Origin of the sequence: Scandinavium lactucae, assembly GCF_033843265.1 — a bacterium.
GTDB lineage: Bacteria > Pseudomonadota > Gammaproteobacteria > Enterobacterales > Enterobacteriaceae > Scandinavium > Scandinavium lactucae.
Window position 1 is genome coordinate 149,561 of record NZ_JAWXRD010000027.1, and the last position, 23,246, is coordinate 172,806.

Annotated in this window: 22 protein-coding genes; 4 read left to right on the forward strand and 18 right to left on the reverse strand. The window is 54.8% G+C overall.

Annotated elements, in window-relative coordinates:
* Positions 1-34: 34 nt before the first annotated feature.
* From SIK69_RS08725 to flhD, 11 genes are all read right to left on the reverse strand, one after another.
* A complete protein-coding gene (locus SIK69_RS08725; RefSeq protein WP_319785905.1) occupies positions 35-1,006 on the reverse strand; it encodes a Csu type fimbrial protein in 972 nt (323 codons plus the stop codon).
* Positions 1,006-3,393, reverse strand: a complete 2,388-nt coding sequence (locus SIK69_RS08730) for a fimbria/pilus outer membrane usher protein (RefSeq protein ID WP_319785906.1) — start codon at positions 3,391-3,393, stop codon at positions 1,006-1,008. Before SIK69_RS08730 ends, SIK69_RS08725 begins: the two co-directional genes overlap by 1 nt.
* Positions 3,369-4,133, reverse strand: coding sequence for a fimbrial biogenesis chaperone (locus SIK69_RS08735; protein ID WP_319785907.1), 765 nt, complete (start codon positions 4,131-4,133; stop codon positions 3,369-3,371). Before SIK69_RS08735 ends, SIK69_RS08730 begins: the two co-directional genes overlap by 25 nt.
* Positions 4,134-4,149: 16 nt before the next feature.
* Positions 4,150-4,623, reverse strand: a complete 474-nt coding sequence (locus tag SIK69_RS08740) for a Csu type fimbrial protein (protein ID WP_319785972.1) — start codon at positions 4,621-4,623, stop codon at positions 4,150-4,152.
* 86 nt (positions 4,624-4,709) lie between these two features.
* A complete protein-coding gene (locus tag SIK69_RS08745; protein ID WP_374941320.1) occupies positions 4,710-5,231 on the reverse strand; it encodes a spore coat protein U domain-containing protein in 522 nt (173 codons plus the stop codon).
* A 390-nt stretch (positions 5,232-5,621) separates the two neighbouring features.
* Positions 5,622-6,125 carry a chemotaxis protein CheW gene (cheW, locus tag SIK69_RS08750; RefSeq protein WP_319627810.1) on the reverse strand — a complete coding sequence of 168 codons (504 nt, stop codon included), beginning with the start codon at positions 6,123-6,125 and terminating at the stop codon, positions 5,622-5,624.
* 21 nt (positions 6,126-6,146) lie between these two features.
* Positions 6,147-8,183 (reverse strand): chemotaxis protein CheA, encoded by a 2,037-nt coding sequence (cheA, locus tag SIK69_RS08755; protein WP_319785908.1) that lies wholly within the window; start codon positions 8,181-8,183, stop codon positions 6,147-6,149.
* A gap of 4 nt (positions 8,184-8,187) precedes the next feature.
* On the reverse strand, positions 8,188-9,117 hold the full coding sequence (gene motB / locus SIK69_RS08760; RefSeq protein WP_319627808.1) for a flagellar motor protein MotB: 930 nt from the start codon (positions 9,115-9,117) through the stop codon (positions 8,188-8,190).
* Positions 9,114-10,004: a flagellar motor stator protein MotA gene (gene motA, locus SIK69_RS08765; RefSeq protein ID WP_319627807.1), complete on the reverse strand. Its 891-nt coding sequence runs from the start codon at positions 10,002-10,004 to the stop codon at positions 9,114-9,116. Before motA ends, motB begins: the two co-directional genes overlap by 4 nt.
* Before the next feature lie 127 nt (positions 10,005-10,131).
* Positions 10,132-10,710, reverse strand: coding sequence for a flagellar transcriptional regulator FlhC (flhC, locus tag SIK69_RS08770; protein ID WP_319627806.1), 579 nt, complete (start codon positions 10,708-10,710; stop codon positions 10,132-10,134).
* Between the two features lie 2 nt (positions 10,711-10,712).
* On the reverse strand, positions 10,713-11,063 hold the full coding sequence (gene flhD / locus SIK69_RS08775) for a flagellar transcriptional regulator FlhD (protein WP_319785973.1): 351 nt from the start codon (positions 11,061-11,063) through the stop codon (positions 10,713-10,715).
* A 794-nt stretch (positions 11,064-11,857) separates the two neighbouring features.
* Between flhD and uspC the strand changes: the two genes are divergently transcribed.
* Complete coding sequence (uspC, locus tag SIK69_RS08780; RefSeq protein ID WP_319627805.1) at positions 11,858-12,286, forward strand: universal stress protein UspC; 429 nt, start codon at positions 11,858-11,860, stop codon at positions 12,284-12,286.
* A 38-nt stretch (positions 12,287-12,324) separates the two neighbouring features.
* Here the strand turns inward: uspC and otsA are convergent, their stop codons facing one another.
* The 6 genes from otsA to SIK69_RS08810 all read right to left on the reverse strand — a co-directional run bounded on the left by otsA (position 12,325) and on the right by SIK69_RS08810 (position 19,075).
* Positions 12,325-13,749, reverse strand: a complete 1,425-nt coding sequence (gene otsA / locus SIK69_RS08785; RefSeq protein ID WP_319627804.1) for an alpha,alpha-trehalose-phosphate synthase — start codon at positions 13,747-13,749, stop codon at positions 12,325-12,327.
* Positions 13,724-14,515, reverse strand: a complete 792-nt coding sequence (gene otsB / locus SIK69_RS08790; protein WP_319785909.1) for a trehalose-phosphatase — start codon at positions 14,513-14,515, stop codon at positions 13,724-13,726. The genes otsA and otsB overlap by 26 nt, the downstream gene beginning before the upstream one ends.
* A 162-nt stretch (positions 14,516-14,677) precedes the next feature.
* A complete protein-coding gene (gene araH, locus SIK69_RS08795) occupies positions 14,678-15,658 on the reverse strand; it encodes an L-arabinose ABC transporter permease AraH (RefSeq protein ID WP_319785910.1) in 981 nt (326 codons plus the stop codon).
* Between the two features lie 22 nt (positions 15,659-15,680).
* A complete protein-coding gene (araG, locus tag SIK69_RS08800; protein WP_319785911.1) occupies positions 15,681-17,195 on the reverse strand; it encodes an L-arabinose ABC transporter ATP-binding protein AraG in 1,515 nt (504 codons plus the stop codon).
* A gap of 57 nt (positions 17,196-17,252) precedes the next feature.
* Positions 17,253-18,233: an arabinose ABC transporter substrate-binding protein gene (locus tag SIK69_RS08805; protein WP_319627800.1), complete on the reverse strand. Its 981-nt coding sequence runs from the start codon at positions 18,231-18,233 to the stop codon at positions 17,253-17,255.
* A 284-nt stretch (positions 18,234-18,517) separates the two neighbouring features.
* Positions 18,518-19,075: a DJ-1/PfpI family protein gene (locus tag SIK69_RS08810; RefSeq protein WP_319627799.1), complete on the reverse strand. Its 558-nt coding sequence runs from the start codon at positions 19,073-19,075 to the stop codon at positions 18,518-18,520.
* Positions 19,076-19,334: 259 nt separating this feature from the next.
* Here SIK69_RS08810 and SIK69_RS08815 point away from each other — a divergent pair, with 259 nt between their 5' ends.
* Positions 19,335-19,841 carry a non-heme ferritin-like protein gene (locus tag SIK69_RS08815; RefSeq protein WP_319785912.1) on the forward strand — a complete coding sequence of 169 codons (507 nt, stop codon included), beginning with the start codon at positions 19,335-19,337 and terminating at the stop codon, positions 19,839-19,841.
* A gap of 167 nt (positions 19,842-20,008) precedes the next feature.
* Entirely contained in the window at positions 20,009-21,352 is a 1,344-nt protein-coding gene (locus SIK69_RS08820; protein ID WP_319785913.1) for an anaerobic C4-dicarboxylate transporter, read from the forward strand.
* A 68-nt stretch (positions 21,353-21,420) separates the two neighbouring features.
* Here the strand turns inward: SIK69_RS08820 and SIK69_RS08825 are convergent, their stop codons facing one another.
* On the reverse strand, positions 21,421-21,675 hold the full coding sequence (locus SIK69_RS08825; protein ID WP_319785914.1) for a DUF2766 family protein: 255 nt from the start codon (positions 21,673-21,675) through the stop codon (positions 21,421-21,423).
* Positions 21,676-21,811: 136 nt separating this feature from the next.
* On the opposite strand from SIK69_RS08825, the gene SIK69_RS08830 reads away from it, so the two are divergent.
* Positions 21,812-23,233, forward strand: coding sequence for an MFS transporter (locus tag SIK69_RS08830; protein WP_319785915.1), 1,422 nt, complete (start codon positions 21,812-21,814; stop codon positions 23,231-23,233).
* Positions 23,234-23,246: the final 13 nt, after the last annotated feature.

Sequence of the window (23,246 nt, forward strand, 5' to 3'; positions counted from 1 at the left end):
TCCGCGGAACTTTACCTTAAGTCATGTCTGCACGTCAGAAGGCCACATCTACCACCAGCGTGTCGGTGTAGGTTCCGGCGGGCGGTGTATTCTGCCCACTCAGCATCCGCGCGGTGTAATTGTAGGTATTCACTGTGCCGTCGCTGCTGACCGAACTGGCGGCACCGCTGGCCCAGCGTTCAGTTCCGCTCGGGCCCCAGCGGGTACTGGTGCTCCCTTTATAGATGTCGTAACTCATCGAATTACTGCCATTGACCATTTTACGTACCGTCCCCCCGCCCGCGTTCACGCCGTTGTTAATGCCCACGGTGTAAGTGCTGCCTTTGGTGCAGGTGATCGCCACCGATTGCGAAACGGAGGGGAAATTGCTCACCAACGGCGCGCTGCCGAAATTGACGTCCGGCGCGCTGATGGTGATGCAATCGGTGGAGACATTCATGGTCAGCTGCGTTGTCACGGGTACGGTGCCGGTCTGCGGTGTGCCGAGGCAAATGCCCAGCAATCCGGTTGGACACACGCTATAGCTAATGTTCAGCGTGACGTTGACCTGATACGGCCCAGCGGTGACGCTTTGCCCGGACACCGTGCGGAAATATATCGGCAGGGTGTAACTCTTCGACGTCAGCAGGCCGAGCAGTGTATTCCCACTCCAGCTGTAGGTTTGCCCGACCGCGGTTTCGGTAGTATTTGAACACGACGAGGTGCCGCACACCCGCACCGGGACCACATCGGGAAGGGTGGTGTTATCGGTGCGCTTCATCGCCGGGCGCGTCCCCGACGTGACCGTGGCGCTGAGCACATTCATCGACACCGTATCGTTGGTCAGCAAATTAAGAATGGTGTCGCAGGTCACCACCAGATTAGCCGAGGTCTGCTGTTCGGTCCCCCTGACCGTAAACGACGACAAGCTGCCGAACGAGGCGTTAGCCATCGCGACGGTGCAGGCGGCGTGCAGCGGCGAACTGAATAACCACAGCTGAGTAAAAACCCCTAAAGCACGGCGCATTAATTTATCTCCCGGCAGGTGAGCGGCCCGTAGGTCTGTAATTTATGGTCCGGGTTCTGCTGCGTCGCAAAACTGGCCGCACAGCGCTGACCGTTAGGCATCTTTACGGTCAGCGGATTCACATCGGTGAGGTTCTCAAGCCAGGCGATGCCGTCATACCCCACTGGGGCATCCGGTTTGCCGGGGCGTGAGACAACGCTTGCCACCGGCAGCGCAGTGCCTGCGGCATCATGGAGGATAACGCTGGCCACCCTTTCCTGTTCCATAGGAAATTCAAGCAGATAACCGCTGTTACGCCGTAACGCAATACGCCGTTCCGTCTGTTTTAACTGCGTATCCGCTGGTAAATTCAGGGCGTTAATGCTGTAGTTCGCCGGATACCAAGCCGAGACGCCGCTGACCAGCAAATAGCCTTTTTCGTTCGTTTCGCCTACCGGTTGATGCTCGTAATTAACCGGCACCGACGGCTGCCCGTCAGTACTCACCACCACAAACGCATCGTTAATTTTATTGGCGGCAAACAGCTGTCCGTCCATCAGGACCAGCGATCCCATCGCTTCGCCCCACCAGGTCATGGCGTTCTCTTCCCCATAACCGCCGCCCTGCAACTCAACATTGTTATTGCGCCAGCCGAGTGTCGCCTGCTGATAGTTGCTCGACTGCGACTGTCGGGCCCAGGCCAGATTCCAGCTAAAGCCACCGTCCGACGGCATGGTGTGGTTGTAGTTAATGCGTTGGGTATTGCCGTAATCCGGCGTATTTTCGGTACTGACCGCCACGCTATCCCTGTCGCCAAGCGGGATTTGCAGCGACATCGCCAGCGTCCAGTCCCCGCGCTGCTGGTCCCGGCTGGCGGCCAGGTAAATGCTGCTGGAACCCCATAAGCTGCGGCTCCAGGAGAGATTCAGTAGCTCGGTTTTCTGGCTATCAAAACTCTCGACGCCAATCCACGCCGCGCCGATATTGCCGTAGTTACCCATGTTCAATGACAGCGAATACTGGTCGCTGCGCTGGCTGAGGCTGGCAATCGGATTGTGCTGGTCGTCATATAAACGCGGCGTATCGTACAGGGCGAGGTTGCCGAAGGTTTTATCGCGATGGGTGTGCTGGGTAATAAAGCTGAATGCGCCGGTGCTGTACTGATAGCCCCAGTTCAGTTGTTCGCCGCCGTCGCCGTACATCTGGCTGTGGGTGTAGCTGCCGTTGACGATACCGAACTGCCCGAGTTTTACCAACGCGCCGCCCCCTCCGAGCGCGAGGGATTCCGCAGCCTCGACATGACTTTCGAGGGTCAGATAATCATTCACCCCATAACGGTAAGTGCCACTCCCCACCGCCGGGCCGTAGTCAACGTTTTCGATGCCGTAGTTGCGCCGTAAAGCGCCGAAGGTCGCCGCCCCATCGCTCAGGCCCGGTTTGAGCATTTCGCTGGCCACGTAAAACGGCAGCGTGGTGCTGACCTGTCGCCCTAATGCATCAGTGGTGACCAGCACCGCATTGCCCGCGCCGTTAATGTAGGGCAAATTTGTCAGGGTGAACGGACCGGGCTGGAGCTGGGTCGATCCGGCGCGATAGCCATCAATAAACAAATCGACCGAGGTAGGCACCGCGGCATCGCCGGTAAAGGTGGGCAATGGCCAGGTGACTAAGTCAGGGCGCAGAGAGAAATCACGGCCAATTCGGACCCCGCCGACGCGCACGCTGTTACTCCAGCTCAGGGCATCACTAAGCGTATCCCCCAGTTCCCATTCCAGAGCGTTGTCATCATCGGTGTAGCTCAGGGTGGTGTCATAGCGCATATAACCGTCATCAAGCGAGTTTTCACCACTGAGGGTTTGGCGGACATATCCGGTTGTGGAGAAGCTATTTTTCCCACTGAAAAAGCGCAGTTCATGCCAGATAGCCGCCTGCCCCATGCCGTGATCGGTCTGGCTGGTGTAGAAATCGTAATTGAGCAGCGCCCCGCTGCCGTCCAGCGGTTTGACCCGCTTAATGCCGTCCTGAAAGGTGGCCTCTCTGGCCGCAAACCAGTCGGACGGCACCGTCAGCAGCAGCCGTTGCCCGTTGCCGTCGTACTCCGTTTTCACCTGGCTTAGCGCCGAGAGGTCCACGTCACCTGCAGGAAACTTATCTGCCGGAAGCCCGGCCCGTTGCAGGTCGGCGCTGGCAATGACCCAGTGGTTATCGCGCTGCGTCACAGGCACAACAAGCTGCGTATCATAATGATTGATGACCAGCCCGAGCTGATACTGCGCCTGCTGATTAATCACCCGTGCATCCGGGGGCGGAGGCAGCAGATCGTCGCCCGATTCTGCCCGACAAAGACCTGAGCTGGTAAGCAGTAGGCACATGGCAAGTTTCGTCAGTTGCCCGCGGTGGACTGCCATTTCGCGTCCTGTGCATTAATCGTTGCGCTGACGCCGGTAGGATGCGTTACCCCGGCGGGCAGCGGCCAGCTTCGGCTCTGACCGGGCAACACATAGCCCAACAATCCTGGGGCGACTTCCCGCTCACTCCCCCCCTGGCGAACGGAAACCTGGCTCAACCGGACATGCACCAAATCGCGGTTGCGCACTTCAATGGCTGGTTTGCCATCGAGCGTAGTGGTGCTCCAGCTCAGGTTGCGGCTGTCGACCTGCACGTGATTGGCCCCCTCCGTGGCCACCGGCATTCCCTGCCCGTAAACGAATAATGGAATGGAGTAACGCATTTGCAGCTTGAGGCCTATCTGCGGTTTGCTGCTGTCGGTCGGCTGGGGGATTTCATCAATAATAATGCGGTAGGCAAGCTCTTTGCCCTGCGGCACCGGGGCCTGCTTGATCAGGCGGATCAGCTGTTTACCACCGCGATCGACACGCAAAATCGGCGGGCTGGCCACCACATCCTGCTGCTGTTGATAGCGCTCACGACCGTCTACCTGCTGCCAGCGCACAATCCGCACCTGCATGGTGGTGGCATTGACGCCCTGGTTTTCAATCCACAGTTCAGTGGCCTTTTTGTCCGCCGTCAGAACAGGATCGATAGGCCAAATGAGCACTGTAGCAGCGGCATGTACCTGCGATGACAACAGGCAAAGGGCACTCCAACACGCCAGCGTAGGCAAGCTATGCAGAAGACGTCGATTCATGGTGATTCTCCCTGGCTTACCATGACAAGGTCACGGTGAGTTGATCGCTGTAATTTCCTGCCGGGCTAAACCCGGTCAATTGCGCGGCCCCGTACAAGGTGAGCGCGATATTGTTGCTGTCGCTGTAGGCCACCGACACCGCCTGATTGACCCCGATTTCGGTGTTTGCCGCCAGTGAACTGCTGCTGTAAAGCCGATACGGAACCCGGTCCGTACCGCCGGAGCGCTGCATATTGCGCACCGTGGTGTAATTTTGCCCACCGTTGATGCTCATGCTCAGCGCCACACCCGGCGTACAGGCCAGCGACAGCGAGGCATTCGGCACAAACTGGGTACTGACCTGGCCGGATTTCACCCCGCTGTAGCTGCCAAAATTCAGAGTGCCCATCACCCCGCCGCTACCGGTCACTACCGAGCAGCCCGGCGTAATGGTGGCGTTAACCTTGAATGACTGGGTGGTGACCGTCAGCGCCTGCACCGGAGAGCCCATACTCAGCAGCGTCACCAGTCCAAAAAGGCGTAGCCGTTCCCGGGTCTCCCGCAGGAAACCTGATGCACCCAATGTCATTCGTGGAGTTAGTAATTGACGCTAACGTTAATGGTGTCGGTGTAGGTTCCTGGCGCTACGGTGACGCTGTTGCCGCCACCCTGAATGCGCCCATATAAGGTGTAGCTATCGACGCCCGCAGTCGTGGACGCAATCGGCAACGCGGCATTATTGGCGATCACATTGTTGTAGCCGCTGTCGCTATACAGGCTGTACGCCACGCCTTGTGCCGCATTGGTGGTGCTGACCAGATACCGGGCTGGCGTCCCCGGCGTACCGACCACCGTCGTTGGCGCGGTACTGTTGGTATTCCCGGAAATCGTCACCGTATAACTGCTGGTGGTGCACTGAACGGTAAAGTTATTGCCGCCGCTGGCCCCGGTCAATTGGGTGGTTAGCGTCGAGAACGTTGCCGGACGCGTACCAAAATCAAGCGTACCGAAATTGATACCGCTCTGACTCGGAGAGCCATTGATAAGGCAGCCGTTGGTCAGGGTTAAGGTCGCCGCGATCGTCCCGAGGCTGGTGACCGCCTGCGCGCCTGATGACATCAGCGCCAGTAAACTTGCGGAAGTAAGCAGAAGACCTGTTCTGTTCATGAGGGCGTCTCCGGAGTCAGTAGACCTGGCGCTTTTTTTGTTTTGCGTCAGATGGTTAACCGGTCGCCAGTTCGGGACCTTAACTGAAATCTAGTTCAGGAGAATTCATTCAACCAACTTAGAGCATAAATTCAGTCGTTCGACGTATAGACGAAATAAGTAATTAAGTTTCAACAAGTTGAAAGCGAAACGGCAGAAAAAATGAGACACTGCAAAGAATATATTGCTGTTATTGTGATCTTAATCACACAACGTTGACGGGGATATATTAGCGCGACTAACCAGTAATTAAGGAAGGATACAATAAGAGGGAGGATCCCCCCGCAATCAGGGGGGGAATTATCACGCGGCGCTGATGGCGGCGCTGTCGATCAGAGACATTTCTTCGCTGTTGAGCAGCTTTTCGATGTTCACCAGGATAAGCATGCGATCGCCCAACGCCCCGAGGCCGGTCAGGTATTCGGTGGACAGCGTCACGGCAAATTCCGGTGCCGGGCGGATTTGGTCGGCGGCCAGGGACAGCACATCGGAAACGCCGTCAACCACAATGCCCACCACGCGTTGGCTGAGGTTGAGAACAATCACCACCGTGTTGTCATTGTATTCCACGTCCTGCTGGCTGAACTTCACCCGCAGATCGACAATCGGCACAATCACGCCGCGCAGGTTGGTCACGCCTTTAATGAACGCCGGGGTATTGGCAATGCGCGTCACCTGATCGTAACCGCGAATTTCCTGCACCTTCAGGATATCAATCCCGTATTCTTCATTCCCCAACGTGAAGACCAGGAACTCCTGGCCCGAGGGTTCACCCGCCAGTTTTGCTACATTCGTCATACCGGTCATTTTTTTCCCTTCTTCTTGCCATCAGGCGGCGGTGTACGCCACACGTTGTTCACGATTTAAACCCTGCAAAGCCTGAACATCGACAATCAGCGCCACGCTGCCATCGCCAAGGATCGTGGCGGCAGAGATGCCCGGCACTTTGCGGTAGTTGCTTTCCAGATTTTTCACCACCACCTGATGCTGGCCGATCAGTTGATCCACCAGCAACGCATAGCGGCGTCCTGCACTTTGCAGGATAACCACGATGCCCTGAGTCGCTTCGGTTTTAGCGCCCTGAACATCGAAAACCTTCCACAGTTCAACCAGCGGCAGATATTCGCCACGGACTTCCAGTACGCGCTCACCGCCGGCTAAAGGATGTAAATCTTCATCGCGCGGTTGAAGAGATTCCATCACCGCGTTCAGCGGCAGAATAAACACTTCGCCACTCACTTTTACCGACATACCGTCAAGGATCGCCAGCGTTAGCGGGAGCAGAATACGGATGGTGGTGCCTGAGCCCTGCTTCGATTTGATCTCAACGTGGCCGCCCATCTCCTGGATGTTACGTTTCACCACGTCCATGCCTACCCCACGACCAGAGACATCGGTCACCTGCTCTGCGGTGGAGAAGCCTGGGGCAAAAATTAGCATCCCGACGTCTTCATCAGTCATGTTTTCACTGACCGCCATGCCCTGCGACATCGCTTTCGCCAGAATACGCTCGCGGTTCAGACCCGCACCGTCATCAGTGACTTCGATACAAATATTGCCGCCCTGATGCTCCGCCGACAGAATCAGATTACCCACCGCAGATTTGCCTGCTGCCATGCGGTTTTCCGGCGATTCAATACCATGGTCGAGGCTGTTGCGCACCAGGTGCGTCAATGGATCGATAATGCGCTCGATCAGGCTTTTATCGAGTTCGGTCGAGCTGCCCATCAGGGTCAGTTCCACCTGCTTGTTCAACTTGCTCGCGAGGTCACGCACCAGGCGCGGGAAGCGGCTGAAGACGTACTCCATCGGCATCATACGAATCGACATGACCGATTCCTGCAGGTCACGGGCGTTACGCTCCAGCTGACCCATGCTGGTTATCAGGTCGCCGTGCTCGACCGGGTCGAGTTCGTTCGAACGCTGGGCCAGCATTGACTGGGTGATAACCAGTTCGCCCACGAGGTTGATCAGCTGATCGACCTTCTCAACCGCGACGCGGATACTGGTGGATTCACTGGCCTTGGCCGGTTTTTCACGCTCTACGCGCGGGGTGCCCGCGGTCTCTTTCGGTACGGCTTTCAGTACCGGAGCGTTAACCGTCGCAGGCACGTCGGCGGTTTCCACGACCGCAGAGGCAGACGTTTCAGCAACCTGAGCTACCGCGGTTGACGCCGTTTCAAAGGCAATCTGGTCGGCTTCAATGACGAAGCACAGCACCGCCACGATATCGTCCTGCGATACCGCACCGTCCAGGTTGGCACTGAGCGAATCAGCGGTTTTCACCACCTGGCTAATCTGCGCAAGGTTGCTCAACTCTTCCTGCAACATCTCCGGCTCACCGGTTTTCAGGCGCGAAAGTACGATCCGGGTTTGACCGCCGCTGTGCGCAGGGGCCATCGCCAGGTCGGGCGCAGATTCGTCGCTTTCCACCACGCTCAGTTTGGCTCCGGCCGCCGGGGCCAGCTGGCCTTTTGCTTCTAAGGCCAGCTGGCGCAGGGCGTGACAGATGTATTCAAAGCTGGCCGCATCCGGCTCCTGCGAGCTTTTATAGGCATCGAGCTGTTCCTGCATAATGTCTTTCGTTTCCAAAAACAGGTTGATAATGTCGGTATTGAGCTGCATTTCACCGCGCCGTGCGTCGTCCAGCAGGTTTTCCATCAGGTGCGTGGTTTCCTGCAAAACGCTAAAACCGAAGGTGCCCGCGCCGCCCTTAATGGAATGCGCGGCACGAAAAATGGCGTTCAGTTGCTCTGAATCAGGGGCTTCTGGAACGAGATCCAGCAGGTGTTGCTCCATATCCGCCAACAATTCGTCGGCTTCATCAAAAAATGTCTGATAAAAATCGCTGATATCCATGCTCACGCTATCACCTCTGGAAGGATTGTGGCGATGTGGGACTGGCCCCCGGAGGCAGCGCCGCCGGTTGCTGTAATACGCTTAACGGTTCGTTCTGACTTTCGGCGTTTTCATTAAGGATCGCCTGTTCAGCCTGAGTGTTGAGCACCAGTAAACTGATGCGGCGGTTGATCGCGTCATCACCGCCGTGCTGCTGCAATTTCATGGTGTTTGCCATGCCAACCACCCGCAGCACTTTGCCGTCGTCCAGGCCACCGACAACCAGCTCCCGACGCGATGCGTTAGCGCGATCGGCGGAGAGTTCCCAGTTGCTGTATCCGCGATCGCCCGTGGCGTACGGGTAATCATCGGTATGGCCTGAAAGACTGATTTTGTTTGGCACTTCATTCAGGATCGGCGCAATCGCGCGCAAAATATCGCGCATGTACGACTCCACGTCCGCACTGCCGGTTTTAAACATCGGCCGGTTCTGACTGTCGATAATCTGAATGCGTAACCCTTCCTGAACCAGGTCTATCTTCAGATACTGACGCAGCGCACGCAGCTTCGGATCGGACTCAATCAGCTGATCGAGTTCACCGCGAATTTTCTTCAGCCGGTTTTGCTCCATGCGCTTTTTCAGCTCATCGATGTTCGGCTCTTTTTTCACTTCGCCCTGCTGCTGGGTGTAGTCATCGCCGCCGCCGGGGATCGGACTGTCGCTGTTGGAAATACGCGGTCCACCTGTGACCGCTGTCGCCAACGGCGTGCGGAAATACTCGGCAATCTGAATCAGCTCTTTCGGGCTGGAAATCGAGATCAGCCACATCACCAGAAAGAAGGCCATCATCGCGGTCATAAAGTCGGCGTAAGCAATCTTCCATGAGCCGTGCCCTGCACTGCTATGGCTTTTATGCTTCTTACGCCTGACGACGACTATTGGGTGGGACTGATTTTTCATGCGTCCTCGGTGGTCGTCTGCTGTGCCGTTGGGTTACGCACTGCGCGAACGTGCTCTTCCAGCTCAATGAACGATGGACGTTCGCTGGAATACAGCGTCTTGCGACCAAACTCTACCGCAATCGGCGGAGCATAACCGTTGAGGTTCGACAGCAAGGTGATTTTGACGCATTGCATCATCTTGGTGGTTTCAGCACTTTTCTGACGCAGCACCGTTGCCAGCGGCGAAATAAAGCCGTACGCCAGCAAAATACCGAGGAAGGTACCGACCATCGCGTGGGCAATCATCGCCCCCAGTTCTGCAGCCGGACGGTCTGCCGATCCGAGGGCATGCACCACGCCCATCACCGCCGCCACGATGCCGAACGCAGGCAACGAGTCGCCGACCAACGCCAGACTGTTGGCCGGCACTTCGGCCTCGCTTTCGTGGGTTTCAATCTCTTCGTCCATCAGCGCTTCGATTTCAAAGGTATTCATGTTGCCGCTGATGATTAGACGCAGATAATCGACGATAAATTCCAGCATCACTTTATCCGCCAGAATCCGCGGGTAGCTGGCAAAAATCTCACTCTCGGTCGGGTTTTCGATATCGCGTTCGAGCGAGAACATCCCCTGCTGGCGTGACTTGGCCATCAGCCGGTACAGAAGCGCCAGCAGATCCATGTACATGCTTTTAGTGTATTTCGAACGACGAAACAGTAACGGCAGCGCTTTCAGCGTTGCCTTGATGGCCTTCCCGTTGTTGCCAACGATAAATGCCCCTATCCCCGCGCCGCCAATAATGACCAGTTCTGCAGGCTGATAGAGTGCCCCAAGGTGTCCGCCGGTGAATGCAAACCCGCCGAAAACTGTACCAAGAACAACCAGGTAACCTAATAAGATAAGCACGACATCATCCTTCCGCTATTGATAAGCCCGGGATGAAAGAAGGAGCAAATAACCGAAACGCTGGCAAAAAAAAAGCAGCGGACCTGCGTCCGCTGCTGGAGTGTTTTGCCACACCTGAAATTCTCGGTTAAACAGCTTGCTCTATCTGTTCATCCAGCAGTTGTGGTGTTATATCGGCACCTTCGCCAGAAAGTTTACGTCTTTTTACTGCTCGTGACGGCGGCTGGCAGAGACTGCATACAAAGCTCCCCACGGGTTGGTGAGCATGGGTGATAAAATTGCCGCCGCAGCTATTGCAGCCGCTGAGCTCAAGCATACCGCTCTCAACAAAACGCACCAGCGTCCAGGCGCGGGTCAGCGCTAAAATTGGCCCATTCTCCTGCTGCGGACACTGTTCGAGATACAGACGGTAAGCCCGAATCACCGCATCAACGCCGCTACACAACCCGGTTTTCAGCAAGTACTGCCAGGCATTACAGAACATCGACGAGTGGATATTCTGTTCCCAGGTCATGAACCAGTCGGTAGAAAACGGCAACATGCCTTTCGGCGGTGGGCTGCCGCGAAGCTCTTTGTATAACTTGATGAGGCGACCGCGACTCAGCTGTGTTTCGCTTTCGAGCATCTGTAAACGTGCTCCAAGCGTAATCAATTCCATTGCCAGATGTATGTCGCGGGCTTCCTGAACAATGCTTTTTTCACTCATGATCAGGCCCTTTTCTTCCGAGCAGAGCCGTCTGCGAGGCTAGCTTCCTTCAGTAAGCGAGTAGAAAGCAGAATACCGGTGTGAATTTGTTGCAGGTCATCTACCCGAGACTCTTGCGTGAGTTGGGTGATGGTTTGATGGCTATCAAAGCGGAACTGACAAACCAGCTGGTTGGTCTCCGCTAATTTCACCATCTGTGGAAGCGTCAGTCCGCCCAGTGTCGTGGCCATCTCTTCGTTAATTCCGAGACGGAACATGGCTGAGGCTTTATCCTGACTAATCAAACGCTGTGCAAGTAATAAATAGGACAAATTAATGTCGTAAATATGCTTTAGCAACTCGGATGTATGCATTTTTCCCATCCCGAATAACCAACCATTATTGTATGCGGCAAGGCCGCACCCCGTGATGTCGCCGGGTAAATACCCGGTAAAAAAAGAAACGGCCAAAATGCATAGCTGACTTAAGTTTGCGTCCATGCGGATTGTAAGATCATCCACTTCGGCAATCAGGGTAACCCTACAATTTTAAAGAATTCTTACAATTGACTAAGATTTTTCCTAATTCGTGGCAACTCTACTCGCCAGTTCTGACACATACAACGTGGCTTTACATTAAATTTGAAAATTATGTGACGGATGTCACATAATTTGAGTGAATCATAGCAGCAAATCCATCAGTTACAATTGTGATTTGTGCAAATATCATGCAACTGCGGTTTTTTTCTATTCCATATATCTGAATAATGTAAATGAACATCTCTTGTTGCTCTTTTTTTGGACGGCTTCATAGCAGCATGTTACGAAATCGCAAGTTGGGCGATTTACATTTCTGTTAAGTCACATCTTAACCTTCAAAAACAGCAGGTTACTCGTTCATTTATTTGCGATAGTTTCTCAGTGAAATCATGCACATTTTGTTAATAAGCGTGCGGAATTGGTTGCGAGTTTATTATTAGATTTTTAAGAATCATGTAAATGCGTAAAAATTCGTTCAGAGCCGCTGTCAAGCGATATTCTTAATATAAGAATAATTAATGAATATTCGAACAACCTCACATTTCCTGGTTGTATTCTCTCTTGCAGCCCGTAGCGAAAGAGAGTAAGAGGAATGAATGGGCGTTTTTCGTCTCGTTTAAGGAGGCACAATGGCGTATTTACATCTGTTAGTCGCTGTCGCACCGACACCGGAAAGTCATAAACTGGTCAATAAAGCGGTGTCGATTGCCCGCCCCTTCGATGCGCAAATCAGCCTGATCACCTCGGCGTCCGATCCCGAAATGTATAACCAGTTCGCTGCCCCGATGCTCGAAAACCTCCGCGAGTTAATGCAGGAGGAGACCCGTCAATTCCTGGAGGAACTCAAAGCCCGGGCCGATTATCCAATAGCCCACGCCGCCATCGCCTGTGGCGAATTAAGCGAACATATAAAGGATTTCTGCCAGAAACAGCAGGTCGATTTGGTCATCTGCGGCAATCACAATAAAAGTTTCTTCGCACGCGCGACCTGTAGCGCCAAAAACGTGGTGGGGAATAGCGGGGTAGATGTGTTACTGGTTTCGCTTGAGGACGAATAAAATGCGCCCGGCACATTTCGCCGGGCTGTTTTCACTGTTTACGCAAGCTTAGGAAAAGCCGCCACTTTATTTTTCAATCGACTCTCGTCGGTGCGCGGCGTTATCTGCTTTAGGTCATCAATAAACCGCTCCTGCCAGTGGTTAATATCATTCTTCTTAATCACCTCCAGCATTTCCGCGTGACGTGAGACGCGCTCGGTCAGCGGCATCGTCAGCGCCCTGTCTAGCGCCGCCGCTACTTCATCCCTGTCATAAGGGTTCACTATCAGCGCAGAAGTCATTTCGTTCGCCGCTCCGGCAAACTGCGACAACACCAGCACCCCAGGGTTAGCGGGATCTTGTGCTGCCACATACTCTTTTGCCACCAGATTCATCCCGTCACGCAGCGGCGTAACCAGCCCAACATCCGAGTAGCGGAAAATCTTCATTAAGAGCTTTCTGTCGAAATGCTGATTGAGATAGTACAGCGGCGTCCACCCCAGCTGGCCATACTGGCCGTTGATGCGCCCGGCGGCGTTTTCCAATTGATGTCGAATATCCTGATAGGCCTGCACATCACCGCGCGAAGTCGGGGCTATCTGGGTATAACGGATTTTGCCGTGGTGCTGAGGGTACTTCTCCAGCAGCGCCTCATAGGCCTGAAAACGTTCCGGCAGCCCTTTGGAATAATCCAGTCGCTCTACCGAGAAAATGTTCTGCACGCTTTTCAGTTCAGCTTTAAGCTGCGCAAGTTTAGGCGGCAATGGTCCCTGCGCCTGGCTGGCTATCTCTTTCGGGTCGATCCCTATCGGGTACACTTCGGTGCGGAAGGTGTGGCCCCATGCGCTGTGCGTTTTGCTGCCCCGGCTAGTCAGGCGCGTTTTGCTGGAGACGCAATCAAGGAACGCCAGACGATCGTTTTCCGTCTGGAAGCCCAGCAAATCGTAATCACACAGCTGTTCAAGCAGCTCGGCGTGGGTCGGCAGCGCGTTGAACACTTCCGGGGTTGGGAAAGGAATATGCAAGAAGAAACCAATGCGGTTATCCACCCCACGTTTGCGCAGCTCACTGGCAAACGGCAGCAGATGATAATCGTGGATCCACAGGTTGTCGTCTTTCTCAATCAGCGGCAACAGTTTGTCTGCAAGCGTTGCGTTGACGCGCAGATAGCCATCCCACGCCTCACGCTGGAAATTCACCAGATCCAGGCGATAGTGAAACGCCGGCCACAGCACGGCATTGGAAAACTGGTTGTAATACAGGTCATGATCCTGCTCATTGAGGTTAAAAGAGGCCCAGGTGATGTTCCCGCGTGTGACCTTCTTCAGCGGCTGGTCCTCATTGCCGGTTTCCCCACTCCAGCCAAACCATAATCCACCTGCGGCCTTAAGCGCCCCCAGTACACCTACCGCCAGCCCACCAGCACTGGATTTTTTGTCATCCGGCGGGGCAATACGATTAGATACTACGACCAAGCGACTCATAGCCTTCTCTCCTGTCTGTTAGCGCGTGTTGTTGTGCGAGCTGAAGCACCCACCGATGGGTCTCCGCTACGTTTGCCAAACGCCATTGCGCCTGCGTGTTCCCCTGCCCGACTTTCACCGAGATACCGCCAGCGGCATTGACTGCGTCAAAACCAGCTTCATCCGTCAAATCATCGCCGACAAAGACCGGCAGTCTGCCGCGGAAGGGGGCTTCCTGCATGAAGGCCGTAATAGCGGCCCCTTTGTTGATGCCTGCGGGTTTGATTTCAACCACGCATTTACCCGGCTGCAGTGCCAGGCCCTCAAAACGGGCAACGGTATCCTGGGCCAGCCGTTCAATAGCCAACTGGTGCTGCGGTGCCTGACGGTAATGCAGCGCGAACGCCATTCCTTTATTTTCGATTTCGCTGCCTGGAAGCGTGGCCATGCCCGCTGTCAGCCACTGTTCAACCTCGGTGGCGAGCGTAGAAGGCAGTGCAACAATATGCGTTTGGTCCTTGATGTCACGGCGCTCAGCTCCGTGGACTCCCGCTAAAGGGAAATGATACGGAGCGGCGAGCCCATCCAGCTCGACCATTGAGCGCCCTGAAATCAAGGCCAGAGCCCCCTGCTGCTGCTGCGCCAACTGGTGCAACGCCATACGGATGGACTCGGGAATGATGACCTGATCCGGATGCGGTTTGATCTCCGCCAGCGTGCCATCCAGGTCGAAGAAAAATGCGTAGTTTCCGCGTAAAACCGGCGGAACGGTTAACGGGTCTGTCACCCTGCCTACCTCCACAAATACCTCTAATAAAAGTTAAACCTTACCTAAACGTTAGCAGTGTAAGTATAGACAGTGTGACCAGGCTCGCCATTTTCGAATGAAAACGCCAGTGGGATTTCCACTGGCGCGTTGGGCAGAGTAGACTTAAAAGTTGAGGAAAAATCAGACAGTACGCTTTGCTTTCTGCTTATAGCGGTCAAAGATAACCGCCGCCAGTAAAATCAGGCCGCGTACCACATACTGTGAGAACGGCGAGATGTTCAGTAAGTTCATGGCATTTTCCACTGTTCCCAGAATCAAAATCCCCGCTACGACGTAGGAAATTTTGCCAATCCCGCCTTTGAGCGACACACCGCCTAACACACAGGCTGAGATGACAATCAGCTCATAGCCCATCGATGTCATCGGTTGACCGCTGGTCATACGCGAGGCGAGGATGATTCCCGCCGCCGCTGAGACTAATCCGGAAAGTATAAATATGATGATTTTGGTGCGTACCACAGGGACACCGGCCAGACGCGCGGCCTCTTCATTGCCGCCGATCGCCAGGGTGTTACGGCCAAAAGTGGTTTTATTGAGCAGCAAACCAAACGCAATCAGGCACCCCACTGTCAACCAGATAGGCGCGGGCAGTCCGAGCCAGTTGGTGTAACCGAGGGCGAAGAAGCGTTCATCTTCGATACCCACCGCTTTGCCGTCGGAAATGATATACGCCAGGCCGCGCACAATCTGCATGGTCGCGAGTGTAGTGATCAGGGCGTTGATTTTCAGACGCGCAATCACGAAACCGTTGACCAGCCCGCTCAGCGCACCGAGCAGCAATCCGGCAAACACGCCCAGCCACAGGCTTTCTGAGAGGTTAATCACCACGGCGGTAGTGACGCCTGCACAGGCAATCACCGAGGCAACCGACAGATCGAAATCGCCGGATGCAAGGCAGAACAACATCCCGCAGGCCACCATCCCCGACATCGAGATAGCCAGCCCCAGCCCCTTCATGTTGACGAAGCTGGCGAAGTTCGGGACAAAAATGGCGCAGGCGAGGAACAGCACGGCGAACACCACCAGCATGCCGTACTGATCCCAAATGCGCCCCACGCTAAACGAATTCCGGCGCGGGCCGGAGGTGCTCATCGATGACATAATTCACTCCTTCATCAGGCTGTCAGGCAACAGCCTGAGTGGTTTTCGGCATGGCCAGGCTCAACGCCTGCTGTTCATTACTGCTGTCATGCATCAGTTCACCCGCAATCTCGCCTTCTCGCATCACGATGATACGGTCCGCCACACCCAGCACTTCCGGCAGGTCGCTGGAGGCAAACAGCACTGCCACCCCGGACGCCGCCAGCGCATAGATGACGTTATAGATTTCGTGTTTCGCGCCTACGTCAATGCCACGTGTTGGCTCATCAAGCAGGATTACTTTCATCTCTTCGGACAGCCAGCGGCCCAGGATGGCCTTCTGCTGATTGCCGCCGGAAAGATTCATGATCAGCTGTTCCGCGCCGGGGGTTTTAATATTGAGCGACTGAATATGATGCGCCGCGTTATCTGCTTCCCAGGCATTGTTGATCAGGCATCCGGCGCGAATATGTTTGCGTCGCGCGCTGATATTGATGTTGTCACGCACCGAATGTACCGGGATTATCCCATCCGCTTTCCGGTCCTCAGGGCACAGCATCATCCCGGCGCGGATCGCATGAGCAGGCTTCTGGATATTTACCGGCTGACCGTCGATCAGCACCTGACCGCCGGTGATGCGCGTAGCCCCAAACAGGCCCTTCATCAACTCGCTGCGACCGGCCCCTACCAGGCCAAACAGGCCAACGATTTCACCGCTTTTGACCGACAGACTCACCGGTTGGCGCACGCCCGGTGCTTTGACGTTCTCCAGACGCAGCCTTTCCGCGCCATAGTCACGCGGTTGCCAGCCGTAGATATCGCCAATCTCGCGCCCTACCATCGCCTGCACCAACTGGTCGTTATTGACCTGCTGCATGTCGTCGAAGGTGCGGACGTAACGCCCGTCTTTGAAAACCGTAATCGCATCGCTGAGGGCAAAAATCTCCTCCATGCGGTGCGAGACATAAATGATGACCCGCCCTTCATTACGTAATTCGCGGATAACCCGAAACAGGTTGTCGATTTCGCGCGCCGAGAGGGAACTGGTCGGCTCGTCAAAGGCGATCACTTTGGCATTGCGTGCCAACGCCTTGGCGATTTCCACCATCTGCCACTGGCCGATGGAGAGGTACTTGAGCGGAGTTTGCGGATCGATATCGAGCCCCAGATGCTCAAGCTGCAAACCCGCTTCATAGTTGAGCAGCGAGCGATTGACGATCCCACCTTTGTGCGGCATCTGCCCGAGATAGATGTTTTCCGCCACCGTCATTTCAGGCACCAGATGCAGTTCCTGATAAATGATCGCCACGCCAGCGTTCAGCGCCGCCGTAGTGTCGGCAAAGATAACCTCCTGCCCGCGCAGTACCAGATTGCCGCCTGTCGGGGCATAGTTGCCGCTGAGGATTTTCAGCAGCGTGGATTTTCCGGCACCGTTTTCACCCATCAGGGCATGGACCTGACCGGCATAGCAGTCGAAGCTAATGTCGGTCAGGGCTTTTACACCGGGGAAGGTTTTACTGATGCCGCGAAATGAGAGATAAGGCTGTGACTGTTGCATATGCACTCCACATTCTTTCCTGCCCCCGGCAGTTACCGGGGGCGACTGCGTCAGGCCTTACAGCCCTTTTTTCGCCAACTCTGCTTTAAAGTTGTCGCGGGTAATGAGCACCACATCGGTCACCGCGGTGAACTTCGGCGGCTCTGCATCTTTGGTCACCCAGTTGTAGAGCATCTCGCTGGTTTTGTAGCCGTGAACGTCCGGGCTTGGCAGCAGCGAGCCGTAGAAACCGGTCGCCTGCGCTTTCGACAGTTCGTTCACCGCATCCACGCCGTTAATGCCAATCCCGATAACATCCGCCGCCTTGAAGCCCTGACCTTCGGTCGCGCGAACGCCACCCAACACGGTGTTGTCGTTCATGCCCAGCACCAGCCAGTGTTTTACACCAGGATGCTGAACCAGCAGCGAATTACCGGCATCAAATGCGCCTGGGATATCGTTGGATTTGGTCGGCACTTTATAGATTTGCGCTTCCGGGAATCCGGCTTTTTTCAGCGCATCCATCGAGCCGGTGGTGCGGCGGCGAGCGGTGTCCAGTTCATCGGCGGTGATGGCCATCACCCCGGTGTCCTTCACATCCCAGCCGCGTTTTTGCATCTCTTTATACAGTTCGTCACCCTGACGGGCACCGATTTCGCTGGCCGCCATCATCACCAGCGGAACGGTGTCCATCGGTTTGCCTTTGGCATTAACGAATTGATCGTCGACGGTGATGACCTTCATGTCATAGCTGCGGGCCTTAGCCATGATCGCTGGCCCCAGTTTGGGATCCGGCGTACAGATAACAAACCCTTTGGCTCCGTTGGCCGCCAGGCTGTCGATGGCGTTGAGGGTCTTTTCCCCGTCCGGCACCGCAATTTTAATCACATCGAAACCTAAATCTTTCCCGGCCTTATCGGCAAAACGCCATTCTGTCTGGAACCACGGCTCCTCCGGCTGCTTGACCAGAAAACCGAGTTTCATCGTTTCAGCCACAGCTGATTGTGACATAACCGCGGCCAGCCCGATGGCCGCCAGCGCTTTAGTGAATTTGTGCATGGGTAACTCCAGCTTTAATGTTCTTTTTTGTAGGGGAAAACGAAACAGCTTATTTTAATTAGCAGTAAAACAATGCATTAGCGGCTTCGCTTGTAAGCACATTGTTGCTGAACCATTAATAGCGGGAAATTAATTATCCATAGGAGAGCGCCATCACACCGCAGAATTACAGTAATTGAGTGCATAAAATTAGCGAGAAATGACATAAAAAAAAGGTGAATTGTCAGACAATTCACCCTTGGGTTAGCAGATTACTCTATATCAGCAGTCAGCGAATCCTTATCTCACCACCGGTAGTAAATATGTTCTGCGTGTTCACGGACCGGGGCTTCATCGCCGAGCACTCTGGCGGCGACGGTAAAGGCAAAATCAAATACGTGGCCCAGGCCTTTGCCGCTGATGAGATTGCCGTCTTCCACCACCGGGGCATCGACATATTGCCCATCTTTTACGTCCTGCCACAGTTCACCTGAGCAAACATATTTCCGCCCATTGAGCAGGCCATTCCCGCCCAGAATCCGCGCCGCCGCAGAGCAGATCGGGCAAATGAGTTTCCCGGCTGCGTCATGCTTTTTCACAAATTCAATCACCTGTGGATTGGCCGCTAAGTTGACGCTGCCCTGTGGTCCGCCCGGCAGCACCAGCGCATCAAACAGTACGTCGCTGCGTTCGGTGAGCGTGCTGTCTGCCACCATCGGGATCCCATGATAGCTGGTCACGCCCCGGGTCGTTGCGCAGGACAATACTTCCACCTCAATATTTAAGCGCCGCAGAATATCGATGGTGACGATAGCTTCACCTTCCTCAAATCCGGTTGCCAACAGCACCGCAACTTTTTTCATTACACTCTCCCTGATTTCAATTTTTTGTTTCTGAATTAATTACCTAATTGTCTCCAAAAAATATTCTAGTTCCAAGCATGGATATGAGTGAATGCAGGACAGATCGCAGTTTTATCAAATAATCATGGAATATAATTGCATTAGACATCATGCCGTTAACCTCGGCTTTCACAGAGTTTTACTAAGGTAATATCGAATATTTACGAGATCATGTAACGAAGCGTAAATAATATCTGCAATACGGAATAAGGATATTGCTATGACAGTCCCGGGAATGGTTCAAAAACTCAATGCGCAAATGAATCTTGAATTTTGCGCCTCCAACTTTTACCTGCGTCTCAGCGAGTGGTGTTCTGAACAAAAACTGACGGGTACGGCGAATTTTTTACGGTCGCAGGCGCAGTCCAACGTCACCCACATGATGCGCATGTTCGAATTTATGAAAAAATCCGGCGCGTATCCGGTAGTGAAAGAATCCAAACCCTGTGGTGATAACCGCTGCTCGACCCTCGAAGACTTATTTCTCAAAACCCTTGAAGAACACCATCAGCGCACCCAAACCCTGTGCGCCCTCACCCTTGAAGCCAAAACCTTACAGGACGACAGCACCCTGCATTTTTTGAATACCCTGGAAAAAGAGCAGGAGCAGGACGGCGTGCTGTTACAGACCATTCTTGATGAAGTGCGCAGTGCGCGTAAAGCGGGCCTGTGTATGGAACAAACCGACAAACACCTCACCACCGTGGTCAACCACCAACAACACTAAGCCTCCTCAGGGCGGCGTTGTCCGCCCTAACTCCACGACTTAAATGTTAACGAAATGTACATAACAGATTGTTTTTCCATCTGTTTACAAATCAGATCTGTCTCTCACTCAATAACAGCACAAAATGTAATGATTCAAGCCTTCTTTATGGATGAGACAGGTGAGACATGATTACGCTTGAATTTGTTGTCATTATTTTATGCCTGCTGGTGGGAACCCGGTTTGGCGGGATGGGTCTGGGGCTTATCAGCGGGATCGGTTTATTTATCCTGACTTTCGTGTTTGGGCTTCAGCCGGGTAAACCGCCGGTGGATGTGATGCTCACCATTCTGGCGGTGATCGGCTGTGCCGCCACGCTGCAAACCGCTGGCGGGCTGAACGTGATGATGCAGTGTGCAGAAAAACTGCTGCGCAAGCATCCGCAGCACATTACCCTGCTGGCCCCGTTTACCACCTGGACATTGACGTTTCTGTGCGGAACCGGACACGTGGTCTACACCATGTTCCCCATTATCGCAGACATCGCGCTGAAAAAAGGCATTCGGCCCGAACGTCCCATGGCGGTGGCATCGATAGCCTCGCAGATGGCGATTACCGCCTCGCCGGTGTCGGTGGCCGTGGTCTCGCTGGTGTCTATCCTCGGGGCTCAGCACGGTATGGGCCACGCCTGGAGCATCCTCGAAATTCTGACCGTCTCCGTGCCAGCATCCTTATTTGGGGTGGCGATTGCCGCGCTATGGAGCCTGCGTCGCGGTAAAGATCTGGCCGATGACCCGGAGTTTCAGATCAAAATTCGGGATCCGAAACAGCGGGAATATATCTACGGCAGCACCGAAACGCTGCTCAACCAGCGCTTTAATCGCGAAGCATACTGGTCAACGTGGATTTTCTTCGCCGGGATTGCCGTGGTGGTATTACTCGGCGCGCTGCCGGAACTGCGGCCTACCTTTGAAGTGAAAGGTAAACTCGCCCCGCTCTCCATGAACCTGGTGATTCAGATGATGATGCTGATTGCCGGCGCGGTGATGTTGATGGCCTGTAAAGTGAACGCCGCCGCCATTTCCAGCGGAGCGGTCTTTAAAGCGGGGATGGTGGCGATTTTCTCGGTGTTCGGTGTGGCATGGATGAGCGATACCTTTTTCCAGGCGCATTTACCGGAGTTGAAAGCGGCACTCGAAGGCGTGGTGCAAAGTCATCCGTGGACCTACGCCATCGTGCTGTTTCTGGTGTCAAAATTGGTGAACAGCCAGGCCGCGGCACTAACCGCCGTCGCCCCGATGGGACTGATGCTCGGCGTGGAACCGAAAATGCTGATTGCCTTCTTCCCGGCGGCCTATGGCTACTTCGTGTTACCGACCTATCCAAGCGACCTGGCGTGTATCGGGTTCGACCGTTCCGGAACCACCCGTATCGGGAAATTCATTATCAACCACAGCTTTATTCTGCCAGGCCTGATTGCCGTGAGCTGCGCCTGTGTTGCCAGCTATCTGCTGGTGGAAGCGATTTACTGACAAACGCCTGGCGGCGCTACGCGCCGGGCCTCTATGCCAACAAAAACGGCGCGGCAGCGCCGTTTTCATTAATGGGTGCTGCCTTCCTGCGGCGTGAACTTCAACTCGATCAGGGCGATGGCTTTTTGAATCGCACGTTGCGTCACCGGGTCAGCACCTGCCGGATTGGCACTGAAATCGATCGCGCGCAGCTGATTGGCCATTTTGTCACGGACTTCAACCGGGGCGATAACATCGACAACATCAAGAATTTGTTTAATGACCAGCTGGCACGCGACAACATCGGATATCAGCTCATCGTTTTCGGTCAGATTCTGGGACATGATTTTCTCCTTTTTTCAGGGGCGTCATAGTAACCTGAATTTTCTGCCCGGAAATCAAAAAAACCTGCTGAAGCATGCATTTTGTTGCGCTATGGTCATCTGAAACAATGATTCATTTTGAAATGGCAGCGTTATCATGAGTGAAAACATCTCCGCAAAGGAGAGCCGTGGTCTGTCCCCCGCCGCATTACTGGTGGCTGGCGCATTCTTTATGGAGTTTCTCGACGGGACGGTAATTGCCACCGCGCTGCCGGATATGGCGAAAAGTTTTGGCGTGGAAGCCGTTTCGCTGAACATCGGGATCAGCGCCTACCTCATCACCCTCGCCGTTCTGATCCCGGCCAGCGGCTGGATTGCCGACCGCTTTGGCGCGCGCAAGGTGTTTACCCTGGCACTGTTCATTTTTACCCTCGCCTCGGTATTTTGCGGGCTCGCTACCAGCGTCAATAGCTTCGTCGCGATGCGCATTTTACAGGGCGTTGGCGGCGCGTTGATGGTGCCTGTCGGCAGGCTGGCGGTATTACGCACCACGCCAAAACATCATTTAATCACTGCCATCGCCACCCTGACCTGGCCCGCGCTGGTGGCACCGATAATCGGCCCACCGCTCGGCGGGTTCATCACCCGTTTCGCTGACTGGCGCTGGATATTCTTCATCAATGTGCCGCTCGGGCTGGTGGCTATCGCCCTGGCGCTGCGCATCATCCCGGATATCCGCGACGACGATCGCCGCCCGTTTGATCTGCCGGGTTTTGTTGCCACCGCCATTGCGATGGTGAGCCTGGTCTATGCGATGGAAGCATTCGGTGCAGAACAGGGTCGACGCTGGCTACCCTTTGCGCTTCTGGCCTTGGGTGCAGTGACGTTTCTCTTTGCCCTGCGCCATTTCAGGCGCGTCGAATGGCCGATGATCCGCCTTGATGCCCTGCAAGTGCCAACTTTCAGAGTCACGATGTATGGCGGGTCGTTGTTTCGCGCCTCGATAAGCGCGGTGCCATTCCTGCTGCCCCTGCTATTTCAGGTCGGTTTTGGCATGGATCCGTTCCACGCGGGGCTGCTGGTGCTGGCGGTGTTTGTTGGTAATCTGACGATTAAACCGGCCACCACACCGCTGATCCGCTGGCTGGGCTTTCGCAAACTGTTGCTGATTAACGGCGCGCTGAACGTATTGGCGCTGATGGCCTGCGCTTTCCTCACCCCGCACACACCGCTGTGGCTGACGCTGCTGATTCTGTACCTCGGCGGCGTGTTCCGATCGATCCAGTTCACCGGCGTCAGTACCCTGGCTTTCGCCGACGTGCCCTCCCCGCAGATGAGCTACGCCAATACCTTGTTCAGCACCGCTACCCAGTTAGCCGTCGGGCTGGGGATTACGCTCGGTGCGATTGGCATTAGGCTGGGTGAAAAACTGAGTGACTGGCTGCAGCTCGCGGCGATCCCGGGGATTAGCTTCCGGTTGGCGTTTGTGTTTATCGCGCTAATTTGTCTGGTGGGAATGGTTGATACGTTACAGCTGACGCGGGATGCGGGAAGTTCAGTGTCGAAACGGAAACAGTAAGCACGCCGGCGGC